The organism is Salipiger sp. ABF4_146, from assembly GCF_056161345.1.
The window spans coordinates 1-15,052 of the sequence record NZ_JBSWYX010000025.1; the positions used below are offsets into that span (position 1 = coordinate 1).

General features: G+C 64.4%; 12 protein-coding genes and 1 pseudogene. All 13 read right to left on the minus strand.

Annotated features, from left to right (window positions below; all coding sequences use genetic code 11):
- Nucleotides 1-266: 266 nt before the first annotated feature.
- On the minus strand, nucleotides 267-1,292 hold the full coding sequence (locus ACXAJT_RS23595; protein WP_475240012.1) for an IS110 family RNA-guided transposase: 1,026 nt from the start codon (nucleotides 1,290-1,292) through the stop codon (nucleotides 267-269).
- A gap of 86 nt (nucleotides 1,293-1,378) precedes the next feature.
- Nucleotides 1,379-1,915, minus strand: a pseudogene (locus ACXAJT_RS23600) (IS30 family transposase); the annotation flags it as partial.
- 285 nt (nucleotides 1,916-2,200) lie between these two features.
- Nucleotides 2,201-3,205, minus strand: a complete 1,005-nt coding sequence (locus ACXAJT_RS23605) for an MBL fold metallo-hydrolase (RefSeq protein WP_475240015.1) — start codon at nucleotides 3,203-3,205, stop codon at nucleotides 2,201-2,203.
- Nucleotides 3,206-3,336: 131 nt separating this feature from the next.
- Nucleotides 3,337-4,116 carry a TIM barrel protein gene (locus ACXAJT_RS23610; RefSeq protein ID WP_475240017.1) on the minus strand — a complete coding sequence of 260 codons (780 nt, stop codon included), beginning with the start codon at nucleotides 4,114-4,116 and terminating at the stop codon, nucleotides 3,337-3,339.
- A gap of 31 nt (nucleotides 4,117-4,147) precedes the next feature.
- On the minus strand, nucleotides 4,148-4,942 hold the full coding sequence (gene iolB, locus ACXAJT_RS23615) for a 5-deoxy-glucuronate isomerase (RefSeq protein WP_475240019.1): 795 nt from the start codon (nucleotides 4,940-4,942) through the stop codon (nucleotides 4,148-4,150).
- 26 nt (nucleotides 4,943-4,968) lie between these two features.
- Nucleotides 4,969-5,865, minus strand: a complete 897-nt coding sequence (gene iolE / locus ACXAJT_RS23620; protein WP_475240022.1) for a myo-inosose-2 dehydratase — start codon at nucleotides 5,863-5,865, stop codon at nucleotides 4,969-4,971.
- Nucleotides 5,866-5,885: 20 nt separating this feature from the next.
- The gene (gene iolD / locus ACXAJT_RS23625; protein ID WP_475240025.1) at nucleotides 5,886-7,727 is read right to left on the minus strand and encodes a 3D-(3,5/4)-trihydroxycyclohexane-1,2-dione acylhydrolase (decyclizing); all 1,842 of its coding nucleotides are present in this window, start codon (nucleotides 7,725-7,727) and stop codon (nucleotides 5,886-5,888) included.
- Entirely contained in the window at nucleotides 7,724-9,649 is a 1,926-nt protein-coding gene (locus ACXAJT_RS23630; protein WP_475240027.1) for a bifunctional 5-dehydro-2-deoxygluconokinase/5-dehydro-2-deoxyphosphogluconate aldolase, read from the minus strand. The genes iolD and ACXAJT_RS23630 overlap by 4 nt, the downstream gene beginning before the upstream one ends.
- A complete protein-coding gene (locus tag ACXAJT_RS23635; protein ID WP_475240030.1) occupies nucleotides 9,646-10,767 on the minus strand; it encodes a Gfo/Idh/MocA family protein in 1,122 nt (373 codons plus the stop codon). Before ACXAJT_RS23635 ends, ACXAJT_RS23630 begins: the two co-directional genes overlap by 4 nt.
- A 71-nt stretch (nucleotides 10,768-10,838) precedes the next feature.
- Nucleotides 10,839-11,660, minus strand: a complete 822-nt coding sequence (locus ACXAJT_RS23640; RefSeq protein ID WP_475165738.1) for an ATP-binding cassette domain-containing protein — start codon at nucleotides 11,658-11,660, stop codon at nucleotides 10,839-10,841.
- Nucleotide 11,661: 1 nt separating this feature from the next.
- On the minus strand, nucleotides 11,662-12,768 hold the full coding sequence (locus tag ACXAJT_RS23645) for an ABC transporter permease (protein ID WP_475240032.1): 1,107 nt from the start codon (nucleotides 12,766-12,768) through the stop codon (nucleotides 11,662-11,664).
- A gap of 64 nt (nucleotides 12,769-12,832) precedes the next feature.
- Nucleotides 12,833-13,756: a sugar ABC transporter substrate-binding protein gene (locus tag ACXAJT_RS23650; RefSeq protein ID WP_475240034.1), complete on the minus strand. Its 924-nt coding sequence runs from the start codon at nucleotides 13,754-13,756 to the stop codon at nucleotides 12,833-12,835.
- A gap of 134 nt (nucleotides 13,757-13,890) precedes the next feature.
- On the minus strand, nucleotides 13,891-14,877 hold the full coding sequence (gene iolG / locus ACXAJT_RS23655; RefSeq protein ID WP_475240037.1) for an inositol 2-dehydrogenase: 987 nt from the start codon (nucleotides 14,875-14,877) through the stop codon (nucleotides 13,891-13,893).
- Nucleotides 14,878-15,052 lie beyond the last annotated feature (175 nt).

Below are 15,052 nucleotides of genomic sequence, written 5' to 3' on the forward strand. Positions count from 1 at the left end.
TCGCCTAGGCCGCCGTATGATAATCTCGTACCGCGATGCCATGGCGTTCTAAGTTCTCAGTTGACATAGGACGCCCCATTACAGAAGGCCTTCGTGTGCGGCTTTGACAATGCCGCGGGCCGGTATGGCGATGCGCAGGTTGGGTCCATATCAATGTGCCCGAGCTGAAAGCTCTCTGGGAGGGCCTGGTTATCCCAACCTCGATCTGGTCGATCATTTGTCCTTACTGTTCAATGTCCGTCTCACACCTGCCAACCCTCACCGTGTCACGCGGCAAGGGCGGGGTCTCGATAGTCCTCCTGTTTCGTCATCATCGCCCAGATCGCGCGGGCGGTTTTGTTTGCCAAGGCGATGGCGACCAGCATCCGGGGCTTGCGCGCCAGCATCTTTTCTAACCAGGACCCTTTGGGAGGGCCGTTCTTGACCGCCCATCTGACCCGCGTCATCGCGCCGATGATCAACAGTCTGCGAATGTCACGTTGTCCCATCTTGGAGGTGCGCCCCAGAATCTGCCGGCCCCCGGTTGATTTCTGAACAGGGACGAGACCCAGCCAGGCCGCAAAATCACGCCCCCTTCGGAACCCTTCCATCGGCGGGGCGAAGGCTTGAATTGCCATGGCGCTGACGGGGCCGACACCCGGGGCGGTCTGCAGGCGGATCGTCTCTGGATCGCTCTTGGCTTCTTCTTTGAGGCGCTTTTCTATTTTCATGATCCTGACGTCGAGACTGCCAATTTGCTCGAGGTGCAGGCGACAAAGCTCGGTGACGCCGGATGGGAGCATGCTCTCTGGAGCATCGACCTGCGCCTCGAGTTTCCTGACGAATGTCCGTCCGGGAGGCGCGATGATGCCATATTCCATAAGGTGCCCACGCAGTGCGTTGATGAGGGCGTTGCGTTGTCGAACGAGGAGATCGCGCGTCTTGAAGACCATGGATCTGGCCTGCTGCTCGGCGGATTTCACGGGTACGAACCGCATGGTCGGACGCACCACGGCCTCCGCGATGGCCTCGGCGTCATTCGCATCGTTTTTCTGCCGCTTCACGAAGGGTTTCACGTAGATCGGCGGAATTAGCCGCACCTCATGGCCGAGTTTCATGAACTCCCGCCCCCAATAGTGCGACGAAGCGCAAGCCTCCATGGCGACGAGGCAGGGCGGGTGCTCGGCCATGAACCGGGTGAGCTGCGCCCGCGAGAGCTTCTTGCGGAACACGGCCCGTCCTGACGCATCCGCGCCGTTGAGTTGAAAAACCGACTTTGCCAAGTCGATGCCGATGACTGTAACCTCTTCCACGGATACCTCCTCCATGCTGGTGCTTTTCAACATCACCATTTTGGCACATCGCGATGCCGTTGCGGGGTGAGGTATCCACACCATCAGTGCCCAAACTCAACGCGCTCGGCGACGCAATCCGGCCTGTTTGAAAGGCTTTGCGCGTCCGAGATGTGGCTGCGCTGGTACCGGCGATATCCTCGGGGTCTGCGGCGTCTGCGATGCTCGGGTAGGTGCCGGTAGAACTGCTCGGCGCGACCTTCCTTCGAATAGGCGTAGCGATAGATTGTCTCGTGGCTCACACGGACACCATGCTGCTCGAGACGCATCCGGCCGGCGATCTGCTCCGGCGACCAGCCAGCCTTGAGCCCATGCAGGGCGGCAGCTTTGAGCTGCGGGTGCTGAAGCATCTTGCGGTGAAGGGCGTGGCGCTTCTCGCTCATGGTCTGGGCATTCAGCGCGTAGTATCCCGCGAGCTCGGGCAGGTCGCCGCCGTCAAAGTGATTGCGCTTCAGATCGCGGTAGATGGTCGAGGGGGCGCGGCTCAGGCGATCCGCGATCTCGGGGATCGACATCTCGGCCTCACGCCACTTGGCAATCTTGATCCGCTCCTCGAAACTCAGCTGAAGGTAACAACGACCCATCCCACATCCTCCATGCAAACTTCTGTTTTAATAAAGAATTTGCACTTCGTTTGTGAATCCACCAAAATCCATTTCGAGATCGCATAACGACAATTATGTTAAGAATGGATGTTGCCGCATTGAGGTGGCGAAGAAGCGCTGTTGACCACAAGGTTCTCGATGGCTGAATGCGTTTACAGCCCCCGCGAGCGACATGAGAAGACGCGGGCTACAGTGGCCAGACTGTCGTAGGCCTACAGACGCAAGCTGCCCCGCCAAAGCAATGAACCGTCGCAGAAACCATTGTCACTCGTCATCCGGGATGGAAAAGCGCTCGGCCTGGGCCCGAGCGCAGTTCTCGAGAACCGTGAACACGTCAAGACTGCCGGAACCGCGCACGAAAGGATGCGGCTGATCCTCGGTCCGCTCTGTCAGCGCCGCGAGCCGGGGCAGAGTTCCATCCCGCCGAGGGTGACCGGACAGAACCACGTCGACCCCTGCCTGCTCTGAAATCCTAGCCATTCTGGCGGCGGACTCCGCGTAAGTTTCGAATTTCCACCGGGTCTGGCCGAAGTTGAAGCCGGTTCCGCCCCACAGGATGGCCACATGCGTTTTTTCGCCGTCGGTGACCTCGAACACCGGCGACACGGTGCCAGGGGTATGCCCAGGGGTCAGGTGTATCGTCAGCTTCGAGCCGCCGAAGTAGAGGGTCTCCCCATCGGTCACGACACCGCCACGCTCCGGCGGTGGGCCAAAGCGCGGATGCGTCCCGAGCCGCTCCACAAGGTCCCAGTCTTGCGCCGACATCAGCACCTCGACCCCAAGTTCGCGCGCGATGAAGTCCGCGCCGCCATAGTGATCGCCATGCCCATGGGTCACCAGAACAGCCTGAATGTCGGCGGGATCAAGGCCGAGTGTCGCCATGCCGCCAAGAATGATCTCCGCGGCCTCTTCATCGCTGTTCAGCCCGTCAATCAGGACGTAGCCATCGTCGGTTCCATAAAGCCATGCCGTCACCGACGGCGTTCCGAGAAACCACAGATTGTCGAAGACCTGGGTCGGCGGAACCGGTTCGGGCGGGGCTGTCTCTCGGGCGCTCCGCGAGGCTGCGCTGCGCTGCGCGCCGGGACTGCGCGGGACATTGACGTCACGAATCCGAGCCTCGAGGTCGCAGAGCGAGGCATAGCCGGGGAATGCCGTGGAAGCCGCAATGCCACGTTCAATGAGCCGCTGTGCTTGCGGTGTGATCTCGGCGAACGCTGAACCGGTGATGACGCCTGCCATGATTGCAGCAAGGGATGGTCTGAGCATGGGGTCTCACACAAGTGGCAGGTCTGGAGCGTCTGCCCGCACGCGCGGGCGCGACGGCTGCAAGACGCTCGATAGCGTCTTTACCAATGCGCGACAACCAGAAGCCTGGACGCGACGGAACAGCGACCTGATCAGAGTGTGAAGGCTGCAACGAAGGCATCGAGAGCGGCGTCGCTGTCACCTGCGGCGAAGGCCTCCATGCCGACAGGACCGCGATACCCCATCCGATCCAGCGCCCTGGCGACGCGATCATAGGCGATCTCGCCAGTTCCGGGTTCGCAACGGCCCGGGTTGTCGGCCACTTGGATCTCGCCGATCCAGGGCAAGCAGGCTTCGCACCAGCGGATGAGATCGCCCTCGCCGATCTGCGTGTGATAGAGATCGAGGTTGATGCGAAGCTGCGGCCGGTCGACGGCGGAGACCAGCGCCAGAACTTCGGCGGTCGCGCCGAACGGGCAGCCGGGATGATCGAGCGGATTGAGGTTTTCCAGCGTGAAGATCACGCCCTCTTTCTCGGCCAGATCGCAGAGCCGGTGCAGCGTGTCGCGCGCGCGTAGCATCATGCCGGGCGACATTGCCCCATGCTGCGGGATCGGCAGGCCGCCATCGCCAAGGCCGGTGCCATGAAGGTTGAGCCGGTCGACGCCGAGCCGCTTGCCGACCTGCGCGGTCTGGCGCGCTGACGCCAGGAGCAACTCCGCGCCCTCGGGATCCGACAGCCGCCCCTCGAGGTATCCGTTCATGATGGTGTAGTTCGCACCGACCTTCCCTAGCGCGGCAAGATCGTGGTCGGGCCAGTTCCAAAGCCCGACGCCAAGCCCGCGCTCGGTGAGACGCGCCGCGCGCCAGTCGATGGGTCGCTCCGGCCAGAGCATTTCGGCACAAGCCGCGAGTTGAAACGGGTTTGGCATGAGAGAAGACTCCAGATGGGCGGATCGCCCGTTACATCAGATGCGCGACGGGCGGCGCGGCAATGAAGCGCCACTTGCGTAAAGGGCCGGCCATCACGTTGAGATAGTACATCTCGAACCCGTGCGGCGCGCCGCAGGGGTGATGGCCGCGCGGTACGCAGACCACGTCGTGATCATGCACCGCCATGGTCTCGTTGAGCTGCAGATCATCGGTATAGACCCGCTGGATGCCGAACCCGTCGGAAGGGTTGAGCCGATGGTAGTAGGTCTCTTCGAGATAGGTGATGCGCGGGAAATCGTCTTCGTCATGGCGATGCGACGGGTAGCTCGACCAGTTGCCCGCCGGGGTGAAGACCTCGGTGACCAGCAGGCTGTCGCAGTAATCCTCGTTCTCCATGGCGATGTTGTTGATGAAGCGCGTGTTGCTGCCCTCGCCGCGCTGTGTGAGCGTGATCCCGTCCGGGCCGATGCGGCGCGGCGCATGGTCGCCTCTGCCCGGCGCCGAGCAGACCGCGATCGTGCAGTCGGTGGTGGCCTCGGCGCTCCACTCGCTGCCGTTGGTCAGGTAGAGGCAATGCGGCGGGGTCTTCTCGAAGACATTCATGCGCGCGCCGAGCTCGCCCCAATCCTGCCCCGCGCCGGTGATCTTCGCCTTTCCCTCGACCATCACGAGGATGACCTCGTTGCTGCCGGTGGGCTCGGAAGCGCGCTCGCCGGCGCGCAGCCGGTAGAGTCCGAAGCCGACGTGGCGCCAGCCCGCAGAGGCCGGGGTGATGTCATGCACCTTGCCGTGGGTGCCGAAGGGGCGGTGTTGCAGATGGCTCATGTGTTGTCCTTTCCCTTGTCCCAAGCTCAGCCGGTCAGGCCGACCTCGCGGGCGATGCGCCGTAGCGTTGCAAGACCGAGCGTCTGGTAAAGCAGTGGGTTGCGCGCGTCCGGATCCTGCTCGGCCTCGATGACGATCCAGGCGCCGTAACCATGTTCCGCGAGCACTCGCAGCAGCGGCTCGAAATCGATCGCCCCCTCCTGATCGCCGGGCACGGTGAACACCCCGGCCCGGATCCCGTCCATGAAGGAGAGCCCCTCCCGTTCGACCCGGTCGCGGATCGCCGGTCTGACATTCTTGGCATGGAAATGGCCGACGCGGGCGATGTGACGGCGCAGGACGACCTCCGGATCGCCGCCGCCGAAATAGCAATGCCCGGCATCGAAGAGCAGTCGGGTCGCGGGACCGGTCGCCGCCATGAAGGCGTCAATATCCTCCGGCGATTGCACCACGGTCCCCATGTGGTGATGGTATACGAGTTCAATCCCCTGCGCGGCGCAATAGGCGGCGACTTCCTCGACCCTGGCCCCGAAAGCCTGCATGCCTTCTGCATCCAGCACGGGTCGTGCGCTCAGCGGCTGCTCCAGCCCCTGCACAGAATTTGAGGTCTCGCAGGCGATGCAGACTTTGCAGCCATTGTGTTTCAACCTGTCGAGGTGCGGCTGGATCGCCGCCTTCTCGTCCTCGACGGAATGGGCCAGCAGGTTCAGCGAATGCCAGCCAGAGATGAAGGCAAGCCCGGCCTCCTTCATCATCACGCGCAGCTCTTCAGGATCGGCAGGCCAGCGATGCCCGTTCTCGATCCCATCAAAACCGATCTGGCGCCCCGCCTCGTCGAGGATGCGTGTGGTGGGGATATGGGCGCCCAGCGTCTGGTCGTCGTCATTGGCCCAGGCAATGGGGTTGGTTCCGAAACGGATCATTATTGTCTCCTCGGGAGCGCTCAGTTCACGAGACGCTGACGTTGCTTGTTGTCGAGATACTTCGCGTAGGCACGGGCCAGCTTGTCGCTCTGGCCGATTTCCGGCACGGCCACGTCCCACCAATGTCCGGCATCACCAAAGCCGGGGCCTTCGGTGGCGTCCGTTTCGATAACTATGACCGTTGGAATGTCTCGGCCCCGCGCCTCGGCAATCCGGGTTTCGAGATCGGCAATGCTGCGGGCCTTGACCGCATGGGCGCCCATCGACGCGGCATGCGCCACGTAGTCGATCTCTGGCTGGGCCGCGACGTTGCAATCCTTGTAGAGGTTGTTGAACTCCTCGCCGCCGCTGCCTTGCTGCAGTCGGTTGATACAGCCGTAACCACGATTGTCCGTCAGGATCACCGTGAACGGCACGCGCCGCATGACGGCGGTTGCCAGCTCGGAATTGGCCATCATGTAGCTGCCGTCACCGACGAAACAGATCACTTCGCGTTCGGGCCGGGCCAACTTGATGCCCATGGCGCCGGCAATCTCGTAGCCCATGCAGGAAAAGCCGTATTCCATGTGATAGCCGCCCTGCGACGGCTGCCACAGTAGCTTGAGCGCACCCGGCATCGTGCCTGCGGCACACATGGCAATGGCGTCCTTGCCCGTGGCCCTCTGGACCGCGCCGATCACCTCGGCGTCGCTGGGTCGCTCGTTCTCGGGGCGCTTTCGATCCCGGCAATGGTCAGTCACCGCACCCAGCCATGCCGTGCGGGCTGCCGCGTCAACCGACCCGGCCCGATGGGACCCGAGGGCGGCAGTCAAGGCTTCGAGCGCGACCTTCGCGTCGCTCATGACAGGGAGGGCGCCATGTTTGACCGCGTCGTAGGCCGCGACGTTGATCGAAACCAACCGCCGCCCCGGGTTCTTGAACAGCGCCCAGGACCCCGTGGTGAAGTCCTGAAAGCGCGTGCCGACACCGATCACCAGATCCGCCTCGGACGAGACGGCATTCGCCGCCGCCGATCCGTCTACACCGCTGGCACCGAAGTTCATCGGGTGGCTCTGAGCCAGCGCCGATTTCCCTGCCTGGGTTTCGACCACGGGGATGTTGTGTGTTTCGGCAAAGCGGCCAACCGTGTCCTCGGCCTGTGAATAAATCACGCCGCCGCCGACGACGATCACAGGGTTGCGGGCGGATCGGATCAGCGCAGCCACGTCCTCGATTTCGCGCGTATCGGGCTGCGGGCGCCGGATGCGCCAGATACGGGGTTTGAAGAATTCGACGGGGTAATCGTAGGCCTCGGCCTGCGTGTCCTGACAGAATGCAAGAGTGACGGGCCCGCAGGTTGCGGGGTCGGTCATGGTGGCCAGCGCACGCGGCAGTGCGGTCAACAAATGCTCCGGGCGGCTGATCCGGTCGAAGTACCGAGACACCGGTCGGAGGCAATCATTGGCAGAGACCGTGCCATCTTCGAAATCTTCAATCTGTTGCAGTACCGGATCGGGACGACGACCCGCAAAGACGTCCCCGGGGATCAGCAGGATCGGCAAGCGGTTCACATGTGCCAGCGCCGCCGCGGTTGCGAGGTTTGTCGCCCCCGGCCCGATAGACGAGGTCACCGCCATGGCCCGAGTCCGCTTACTGGCCTTGGCATAGCCGATAGCCGCATGCGCCATGGTCTGTTCGTTCTGGCCGCGCCAGGTCGGAAACGCCTGTTGCGCCTTTTCGAGCGCCTCGCCCAGACCGGCCACGTTGCCATGGCCGAAGATCGCCCAGATGCCCTCGATATATCGCTGACCCTCTTCGGTCATCTGCACGGAGAGCCACTTGACCATGGCCTGCGCAGCGGTCAATCGGATCGTGTCGGTCATGCGTCCACTCCTGTCGTAAGAGGATTGACCCCGGCGCGCGCCCGGTCCCAGACTTGGCACAGGCGGGCGTAGCGCTCTGCCATCTGCGCGACGGCGGTCCTGTCGTCCATGTCGCCTCGCATCCAGGCCCGCGCCGCATCGCCAAAAATCGTCCGCCCCACGGCGAAGCCCTTTACCAGCGGTTGCTTCGCGGCGAGCGCGAAACTTTCCGCCAGCTCGGCCTCCGGCGCGTCGAGGCCGAGCACCACGATGCCCCGGGTGCGCGGGTCATTGCGCTCGATCGCCTCGACCGCCTTCTGCCATGCCGCATCAGTGCGGAACGGTTCGAGTTTCCACCAGTCAGGGTAAACCCCTGCGTCATAGAACTGCTGGATCAGCGTCGCGGTGGTGTCGTCATCGACCGGCGCCACCTTCGAGGGGATGACCTCAAGCAGGAACTCCAGTCCATTGCGGCGCGCCGCGGTGAAGATCCGCTTCACGCGCTCTTCCTGCAATTTGCGCGTCGCCGCGTCGTCGTCGGGGTGGCAGAAGACCAGCAGCTTGACCACGTTCTCACGCGCCCATTCGCGGAACTGCCCGTAATCCTCACCGAGCTCAGGCTCAAAGCGGATCGGGCGCGAGCCGGGAAGCTCGGTCGGCCGCCCGATCCAGAGCCCGGAGCCGCTCGCCGCGTGCAGCGCAGACCGTCCAATGCGGTTGTCACAGAGTATGCCGTAGCCGCCCTGGCCGTCTTGCACCTTGAGTGCCGCCTGAAGGCAGAGCGACTTGAACGCGCCGCCTTTTTCCAGCGTGTAGCCTTCCATCTCCTCGAGCTGCATGCGGTGGTCGAAGGCGAAGGTGCGCAGGATCGACCAGTCGCCGCGACGATTGGTGGCCCAGTGCACCTGCTCAAGCTCCGCATCGTTGCGCAGGTCGGGGCGGATGATACCCCGGTTGAAGAAAAACTGCAGCTCTTCCCAGCTTGGGTAGGCCGGCGTGCAGCCGTGACGCGACACGGCAAAGGCACCGCAGGCATTGGCGTATTTCAGCGCCACCGGCCATGTCTCGCCATCGAGCCAGCCCTTGAGCAGACCGGACATGAAGCCGTCCCCGGCGCCCAGCACGTTGAACACCTCGATTGGGAAGCCGGGGCCCGTCTGGCCATCGTCGAGACTATCGGGGATCTCGCCCTCGAAGGCCACCGCGCCCATCGGGCCCCGCTTGCAGACCAGCGTCGCGCCCGAAACGGCGCGCACCGCGCGCAGGGCCTCGATGGTGTCGGTCGAGCCGCCCGCAATGTGGAATTCCTCCTCGGTGCCGACGATCAGGTCGAAGTGATGCAGCACCTCCTGCAGGCTCGCGGTCACTCGCGCGCTCTCGACGAAACGGCTCTCGCCTTCGCCGTGACCGGCCACGCCCCAGAGGTTCGGACGATAGTCGATGTCGAGCGCTGTCTGTCCACCGTGCTTCCGGGCGAGCGCCAGCGCCTTGAGCACCGCGGCGCGCGGGGTGTAATGCGCGAGATGGGTGCCGGTGGCGACCACGGCGCGGGCGGAAGCTACCAGTTCCTCGTCCACGTCGTCCTCGCAGAGCGCCATGTCGGCGCAGTTCTCACGGTAGAAGATAAGCGGGAATTGCTCCTGATCGCGGATTCCGAGGATCACCAATGCACTTAGCCGGTCTGGGTCGGTTTTCACGCCAGCGACCTCGACACCGTGGCGCACCAGCTCCTCTCGGATGAAGCGCCCCATGTGTTCGTCGCCCACGCGGGAGATCAGAGCCGAGCGCATCCCGAGCCGCGCGGTGCCGCAGGCCATGTTGGTGGGCGAGCCCCCGATATACTTGTCGAACGAGCCCATATCCTCGAGCCGCCCGCCGATCTGCGCCCCGTAGAGGTCCACTCCCGCTCGGCCGATGGTGATAACGTCCAGTCTCTTGTTCATGTCGCCTCTCCCAGGGTGATAGGCTGGCCGCAGGAGGCGGCCATGGCGTGGATGATGCGCTCGATCTCGAGCCCGGCGACAAAGTCCGGGCCGGCGGGCTCGCCGCCGGCGATGGCGGCGCAGAGGTCGCGCGCCTCGATGACCTTCTGCTCGTTGAAGCCGAAATTGTGCCCGGGTGCGGGGCAGAAGGCGGCGAATCCGGGCTGCCCGGGTCCACTCAGGTGCCGCGTGAAGCCGGGCGTTCCGGCGCGGTGTACCCAGAGCTCGTTCATGGCTTCCTGATCGAAGAGGATCGTCCCCTCCGAACCATGTACCTCCCATTGCAGGCGGCACTTGCGGCCCCGCGCCACGCGGGAGGTCGCAAAGGATCCCTGCGCTCCGCTCTCGAAGCGCAGCAGGGCCAGCGCGCTGTCTTCGTTCTCGACCGGCCGCATGCCTTCGGGCGAGGCCCGTTCCGGGATCGCGATCTGGGTCATCGCGGTCAGCTCCGCCACCGGGCCCATCAGCGCCAGCATCTGGCTGATGAGATGGCAGCCGAGATCGCCGAGCGCGCCCAAACCGCCGCCCTCATGAGTCATGCGCCACGACCAGGGCAGCGCGGGATCGGCGGAATAGTCCTCGTCATAGACACCGCGGAAGCTGCGCAGCTCCCCGATCTCGCCGCGCGCGATCATCTCCTGCGCGGCGCGGAAGGACGGGTTGCGCAGGTAGTTGTAGCCCAGAAGCGTGCGCTGCTCAGGGCGTGACAGCGCCAGACCCGCCATCGCCTCGGCATCGCTGAGGGTGAGCGCCATGGGCTTTTCCAGCCAGACATGTTTGCCCGCCTCGAGGGCGGCGTCGGCAATGGCACGGTGCATGCCGTTGGGTGTGGTGATCGAGACCACGTCGACGCCTGGGTCCAATACCGCCGCACGCCAGTCCGTCGTGGCGCGGGCAAAGCCGAACTGCGCCGCATGCGCCTCGGCCTGCGCCGCGCTGGCATCGCAGAGGATCTCGAGCCGTGGCCGCGCGCCCCCGAAGACGGTGGCGACGTTGTTCCAGGCCATGGCGTGGCACTTGCCCATGAAGCCGGTCCCGATCAGGGCCACTCCGAGCGATGTTTGGGGCATGTCATGCATGGTCGCACCCGGTTGTTCGGTGGGAAAAGGTGCGGACGGCACAGCGTGGCGCCGCCCGCGGGGGGAGGACCTCAGATCGTGCCGCCGAGCGAGCCTTCGAGCTCGGCAAGTTCCTGGCCGCCGGCCATGAGATCCTGAAGCTCTGCCGAGCTGATCTCGCCCTTCACGGCGGTGCCGAGGGTCTGGCCGCGATTGAGCACGGTGAAGCGGTCTCCGACCGCCATCGCGTGGCGCACGTTGTGGCTGATGAAGACCACGCCAACTCCCTGCTGGCGCACCCGGTCGATGGTCGAGAGCACGTTCGAGGTCTGGCGAACGCCGAGTGCCGAGGTCGGTTCGTCGAGGATCAGCACCTTGGCCCCGAAATAGACCGCCCGGGCGATCGCGACGGTCTGGCGTTCGCCGCCAGAAAGCGTGCCGACCGCCTGGTCGGGGGCGCGGAGGTTGATGCCCATCTTGCGCATCTCCTCCATGCAGATCTCGTTGGCGCGATCGATGTCGAAACGCTTGGCGATCCCCCTGCCCCTGGTCGGCTCGCGCCCCATGAAGAAATTCCGTGTCACCGACATCAGCGGGATCATTGCGAGATCCTGGAACACCGTCGCGATGCCCGCCTCCATGGCATCGCGCGGGCTGTCGAAGGCCAGCGGTTTTCCCTCGAAGAAGATCTTGCCGGCAGTGGGCTTGTGCACACCTGACATGGTCTTGATGAAGGTCGACTTGCCGGCGCCGTTGTCGCCCAGGAGGCAGTGGCATTCGCCCGGGGTGACATCGAAGGTGACGCCGTTCAGGGCGATGACATTGCCGAAGTGCTTCTTGATATTCTCCATATGGATGATCGGCTTGACTGCCTTGGGAACATCACCGTGATGAAACTTGGTATCATGCGACATCTCAGCGTTCCCCCGTCACGCGCTTGCGGATCACGTTGTTGAAGACCACGGCCAGCAGAAGCATTCCGCCAAGAAAGATCTGGAACCAGTCCTGATCGAAATCGGTGTAGGTCAGGCCGATGGTGACCATGCCGAAGATGATGGCACCGAAGAAGGCGCCGATGGCCGAGCCGTAGCCGCCGGTCAGCAGGCAGCCGCCGATCACCGCCGTGATGATCGCCTCGAACTCCTTCATGAAACCGCGGCGCGCATCGGTGGAGCCGGCGTCGATCACTGTGATCACGGCGACCAGCGCTGCGGCGCAGGCGGTGAGCATGAAGAGCGAGATCTTCACCTTGCGCACCGGCACGCCGGAGTTCTTGGCGGCGTTGGTGTCGCCGCCGGTGGCGAAGACCCAGTTGCCGATCGGGGTGCGCAGCAGCACGTAGGTGGCGACCAGTGCGAAGGCGATGAACCAGAGGATCTCAACCGGGATGCCGGGAACCTTGGGGGCGCCGGACTTGAAGGTCTCTATCAGGCCGATCGAGGCCAGCCAGCCGAAGAGCCCGGTAAGGGCATCGCCGGAGAAGACCGGCGCGAGCCAGTCGCCCTCGACCGCGTCGCGGACGCCGCGCAGTTGGGTCGAGCCGCCGGTGAAGAGCTTGAGCCCGACCAGCGAGGCGCCGCGCAGGATGAAGAGCCCGGCCAGTGTCACGATGAAGGAGGGAAGCCCGGTACGCAAAACGATCATTCCGTTCACCGCGCCGATGCAGGCCGCGAAGGCCAGGGTCAGCGGAATGGCGAGGATCAGCGGCAGGCCGGCATTGACCGTGAGCACCCCGAAGATCATCCCCGCGAAGGCCACCATCGAGCCGATGGAGAGATCGAACTCGCCGCCGATCATCAGCATCGCCGCGGCGATGCCGAGAATCCCGAGCTGAGCCGCCGGGGTCATGAAGTTCATGATGCCCGACAGAGTGAACATCGCGCTGTCCGCGGTGAACAAGAAGAACAGGGTGACGAGCACGACGCCGCCGATGGCTCCCAGTTCCGGTTTTTTCATGAGTTTGGTTGCAAAGGATTCCGCGCGTATGCGCTCATCCGGCTGCTCGATCATGTCGGCAGACATCTTCCCCTCCCGTAGCGGTGGTGAGTGGGCCGCGCGCGTCCCGCGCGACCCCTTGATCGTTCGATCAGCGGATGCCCTGAGCGGACAGGTCGATCACCTGAGCGGCGCTGTCCTGGGTCACGAGGTTCGGGCCCGAGGGCACATCGCCACCCGGCACCAGCCCGTAGGCTGCGTTGAGCGCCAGGAAGGTGACCGGCAGGTAGCCCTGCAGGAACTGCTGCTGGTCAATGGCGAATGCGGCTTTGCCATCGGCCACCGCCTCGAGGAACCCGGCCGAGAGATCGAAGCTTGCAACCAGCACGTCGTCACGGCCAAGCGCTTCCACGGCGGCCACTGCCGGCTCGCCGACCAGCGAGGCGCCGAGGCCCAGAACGGTGTCGACGTCGGGATCGGAATCGAGCGCCGCGCGGACCTTGGATTCGACCTCGGTCGGGTCGTTCATCGTCGGGATTACGGTGACCTCCTGCCCGAAGCCCTCGGCGAAGCCCTCGCAGCGCATGTCGAGCGCGACGTTGCCGACCTCCTGGTTGACGCAGATGCCCTTGGTGCCACCCATCTCGGCCAGCTTCTGGCCGGCGGCGAGGCCCGCATCATACTCGGACTGGCCGACATGCAGCAGCGCGCCAAGTTCGTGGGCCACGTCGGAGCCGGAGTTCATCGAGATCACGGGGATGCCGGCCTCGACGGCGCGCTGGATCGACGGCCCGAGGGCGTCGACATCCGGGATCGAGACCACCAGCCCATCGGGCTCCTGGTTCACCGCAGCATCGATCATCTGGCTCATCTGGACCATGTCGAAGGTTTCGGGCGAGCGGAACTCGACATTCGCGCCGGTGTCTTCGCCAGCCTTCTGGACGCCATTCTTGACCACGGACCAGAACGGATCGTTGGCCTGTCCATGCGCCACGACGATGATGTCGGCGGCAAGCGCGGGCGCGGCCACGGCAAGCGCGGTTGCGGTCGCGACGGATGCGAGCAGTTTGTTCATGATGGTGTTTCCTCCCTGGAATTAAGCGCGGCTACAGCGCGCCGCTCCTCGATACCCGGCACAGTCGGGGCCGGCCCCGTTCGACCCGCGCGCGCGGCGTCTCCTCTTGCCGCACGTACGGGAATTCCTGCCCGTCAAAGCGTGACGATCTCGCCGGTCCCAAGGGATTGCGTCGCCGCCTCGGCAAGCTCCAGCGCCGCGACGCCATCCTCGAGCGTCACCGGCATCGCAGTGCCATCAAGCACCGCAGAGACAAAGGCTTCCCACTCGGCGGCATAGGCCGGCATGTAGCGCTCGAGGAAGAAGTAGGTCGGCTTCGCCGAGACCACGCCGGCGGTGGTGGATTTCACCACGCTGTTCTCGAGCATGTTGCCCGCCTGAAGCAGCCCCTCCGAGCCCAGCAGCTCGATGCGCTGGTCGTAGCCGTAGACCGCGCGGCGGCTGTTCTTGATCACGGCGATGCTGCCGTCGGCATAGGTCATCGTCACGACGGCGGTATCGACATCCCCTGCCGCGCCGATCTCCGGGTCGACGATGCTGCTGCCGGTGGCCCGCACCGACACCGGGCGCGATCCCATCAGGAAGTTCGCCATATCGAAATCGTGGATCATCATGTCGCGGAACAGCCCGCCAGAGACCTTGATGTAGCTGACCGGGGGCGGCGCAGGATCGAAGGAGGTGAGCGACAGCAGCTCGGACTTGCCGATCTCGCCGCCGACCGAGGCCCGTTTCAACGCCGAGAAGTTCGGGTCGAAGCGCCGGTTGAAACCAATCATCACCGGCTGGCCGGTGGCCGAGACGGCTTTCAGGCAGGCGCGTGCCCGCTCGAGCGAGAGGTCAACGGGTTTTTCGCACAGCACCGCCTTTCCTCCCGCCGTTGCTGCTTCGATCAGGTGGGAATGGGTGTCGGTGGAGGTCGCCACCAGCACCGCGTCGATCTCGGGATCGGCGATGATCTCCTCGGAACTGCAGACCGCCGCGCCATAGCCGGCGGCGACCTTTTCCGCGCTCTCGGGATAGACATCCGAGACCGCGGCCAGCGCCGAGCGTGGATTGTTGGCGATGTTGACCGCGTGCACCTGACCGATCCGGCCAGCGCCGAGCAAACCTACCTTGAGCATGATGTCCTCCCGTTTTGCGGCGCCTCCAACGCCGCTGTTGATAGAAGGAATACAATCTTTGCACGCGCGTGCAAGAAATTTTTGCACGCGCGTGCGCAACGCTGACAATGAGCTTTTCCAACTCCTTGCTCTCGCGTGCAAAAACGCGTGCGGATTTCGTGATAAGTTGCTAGAA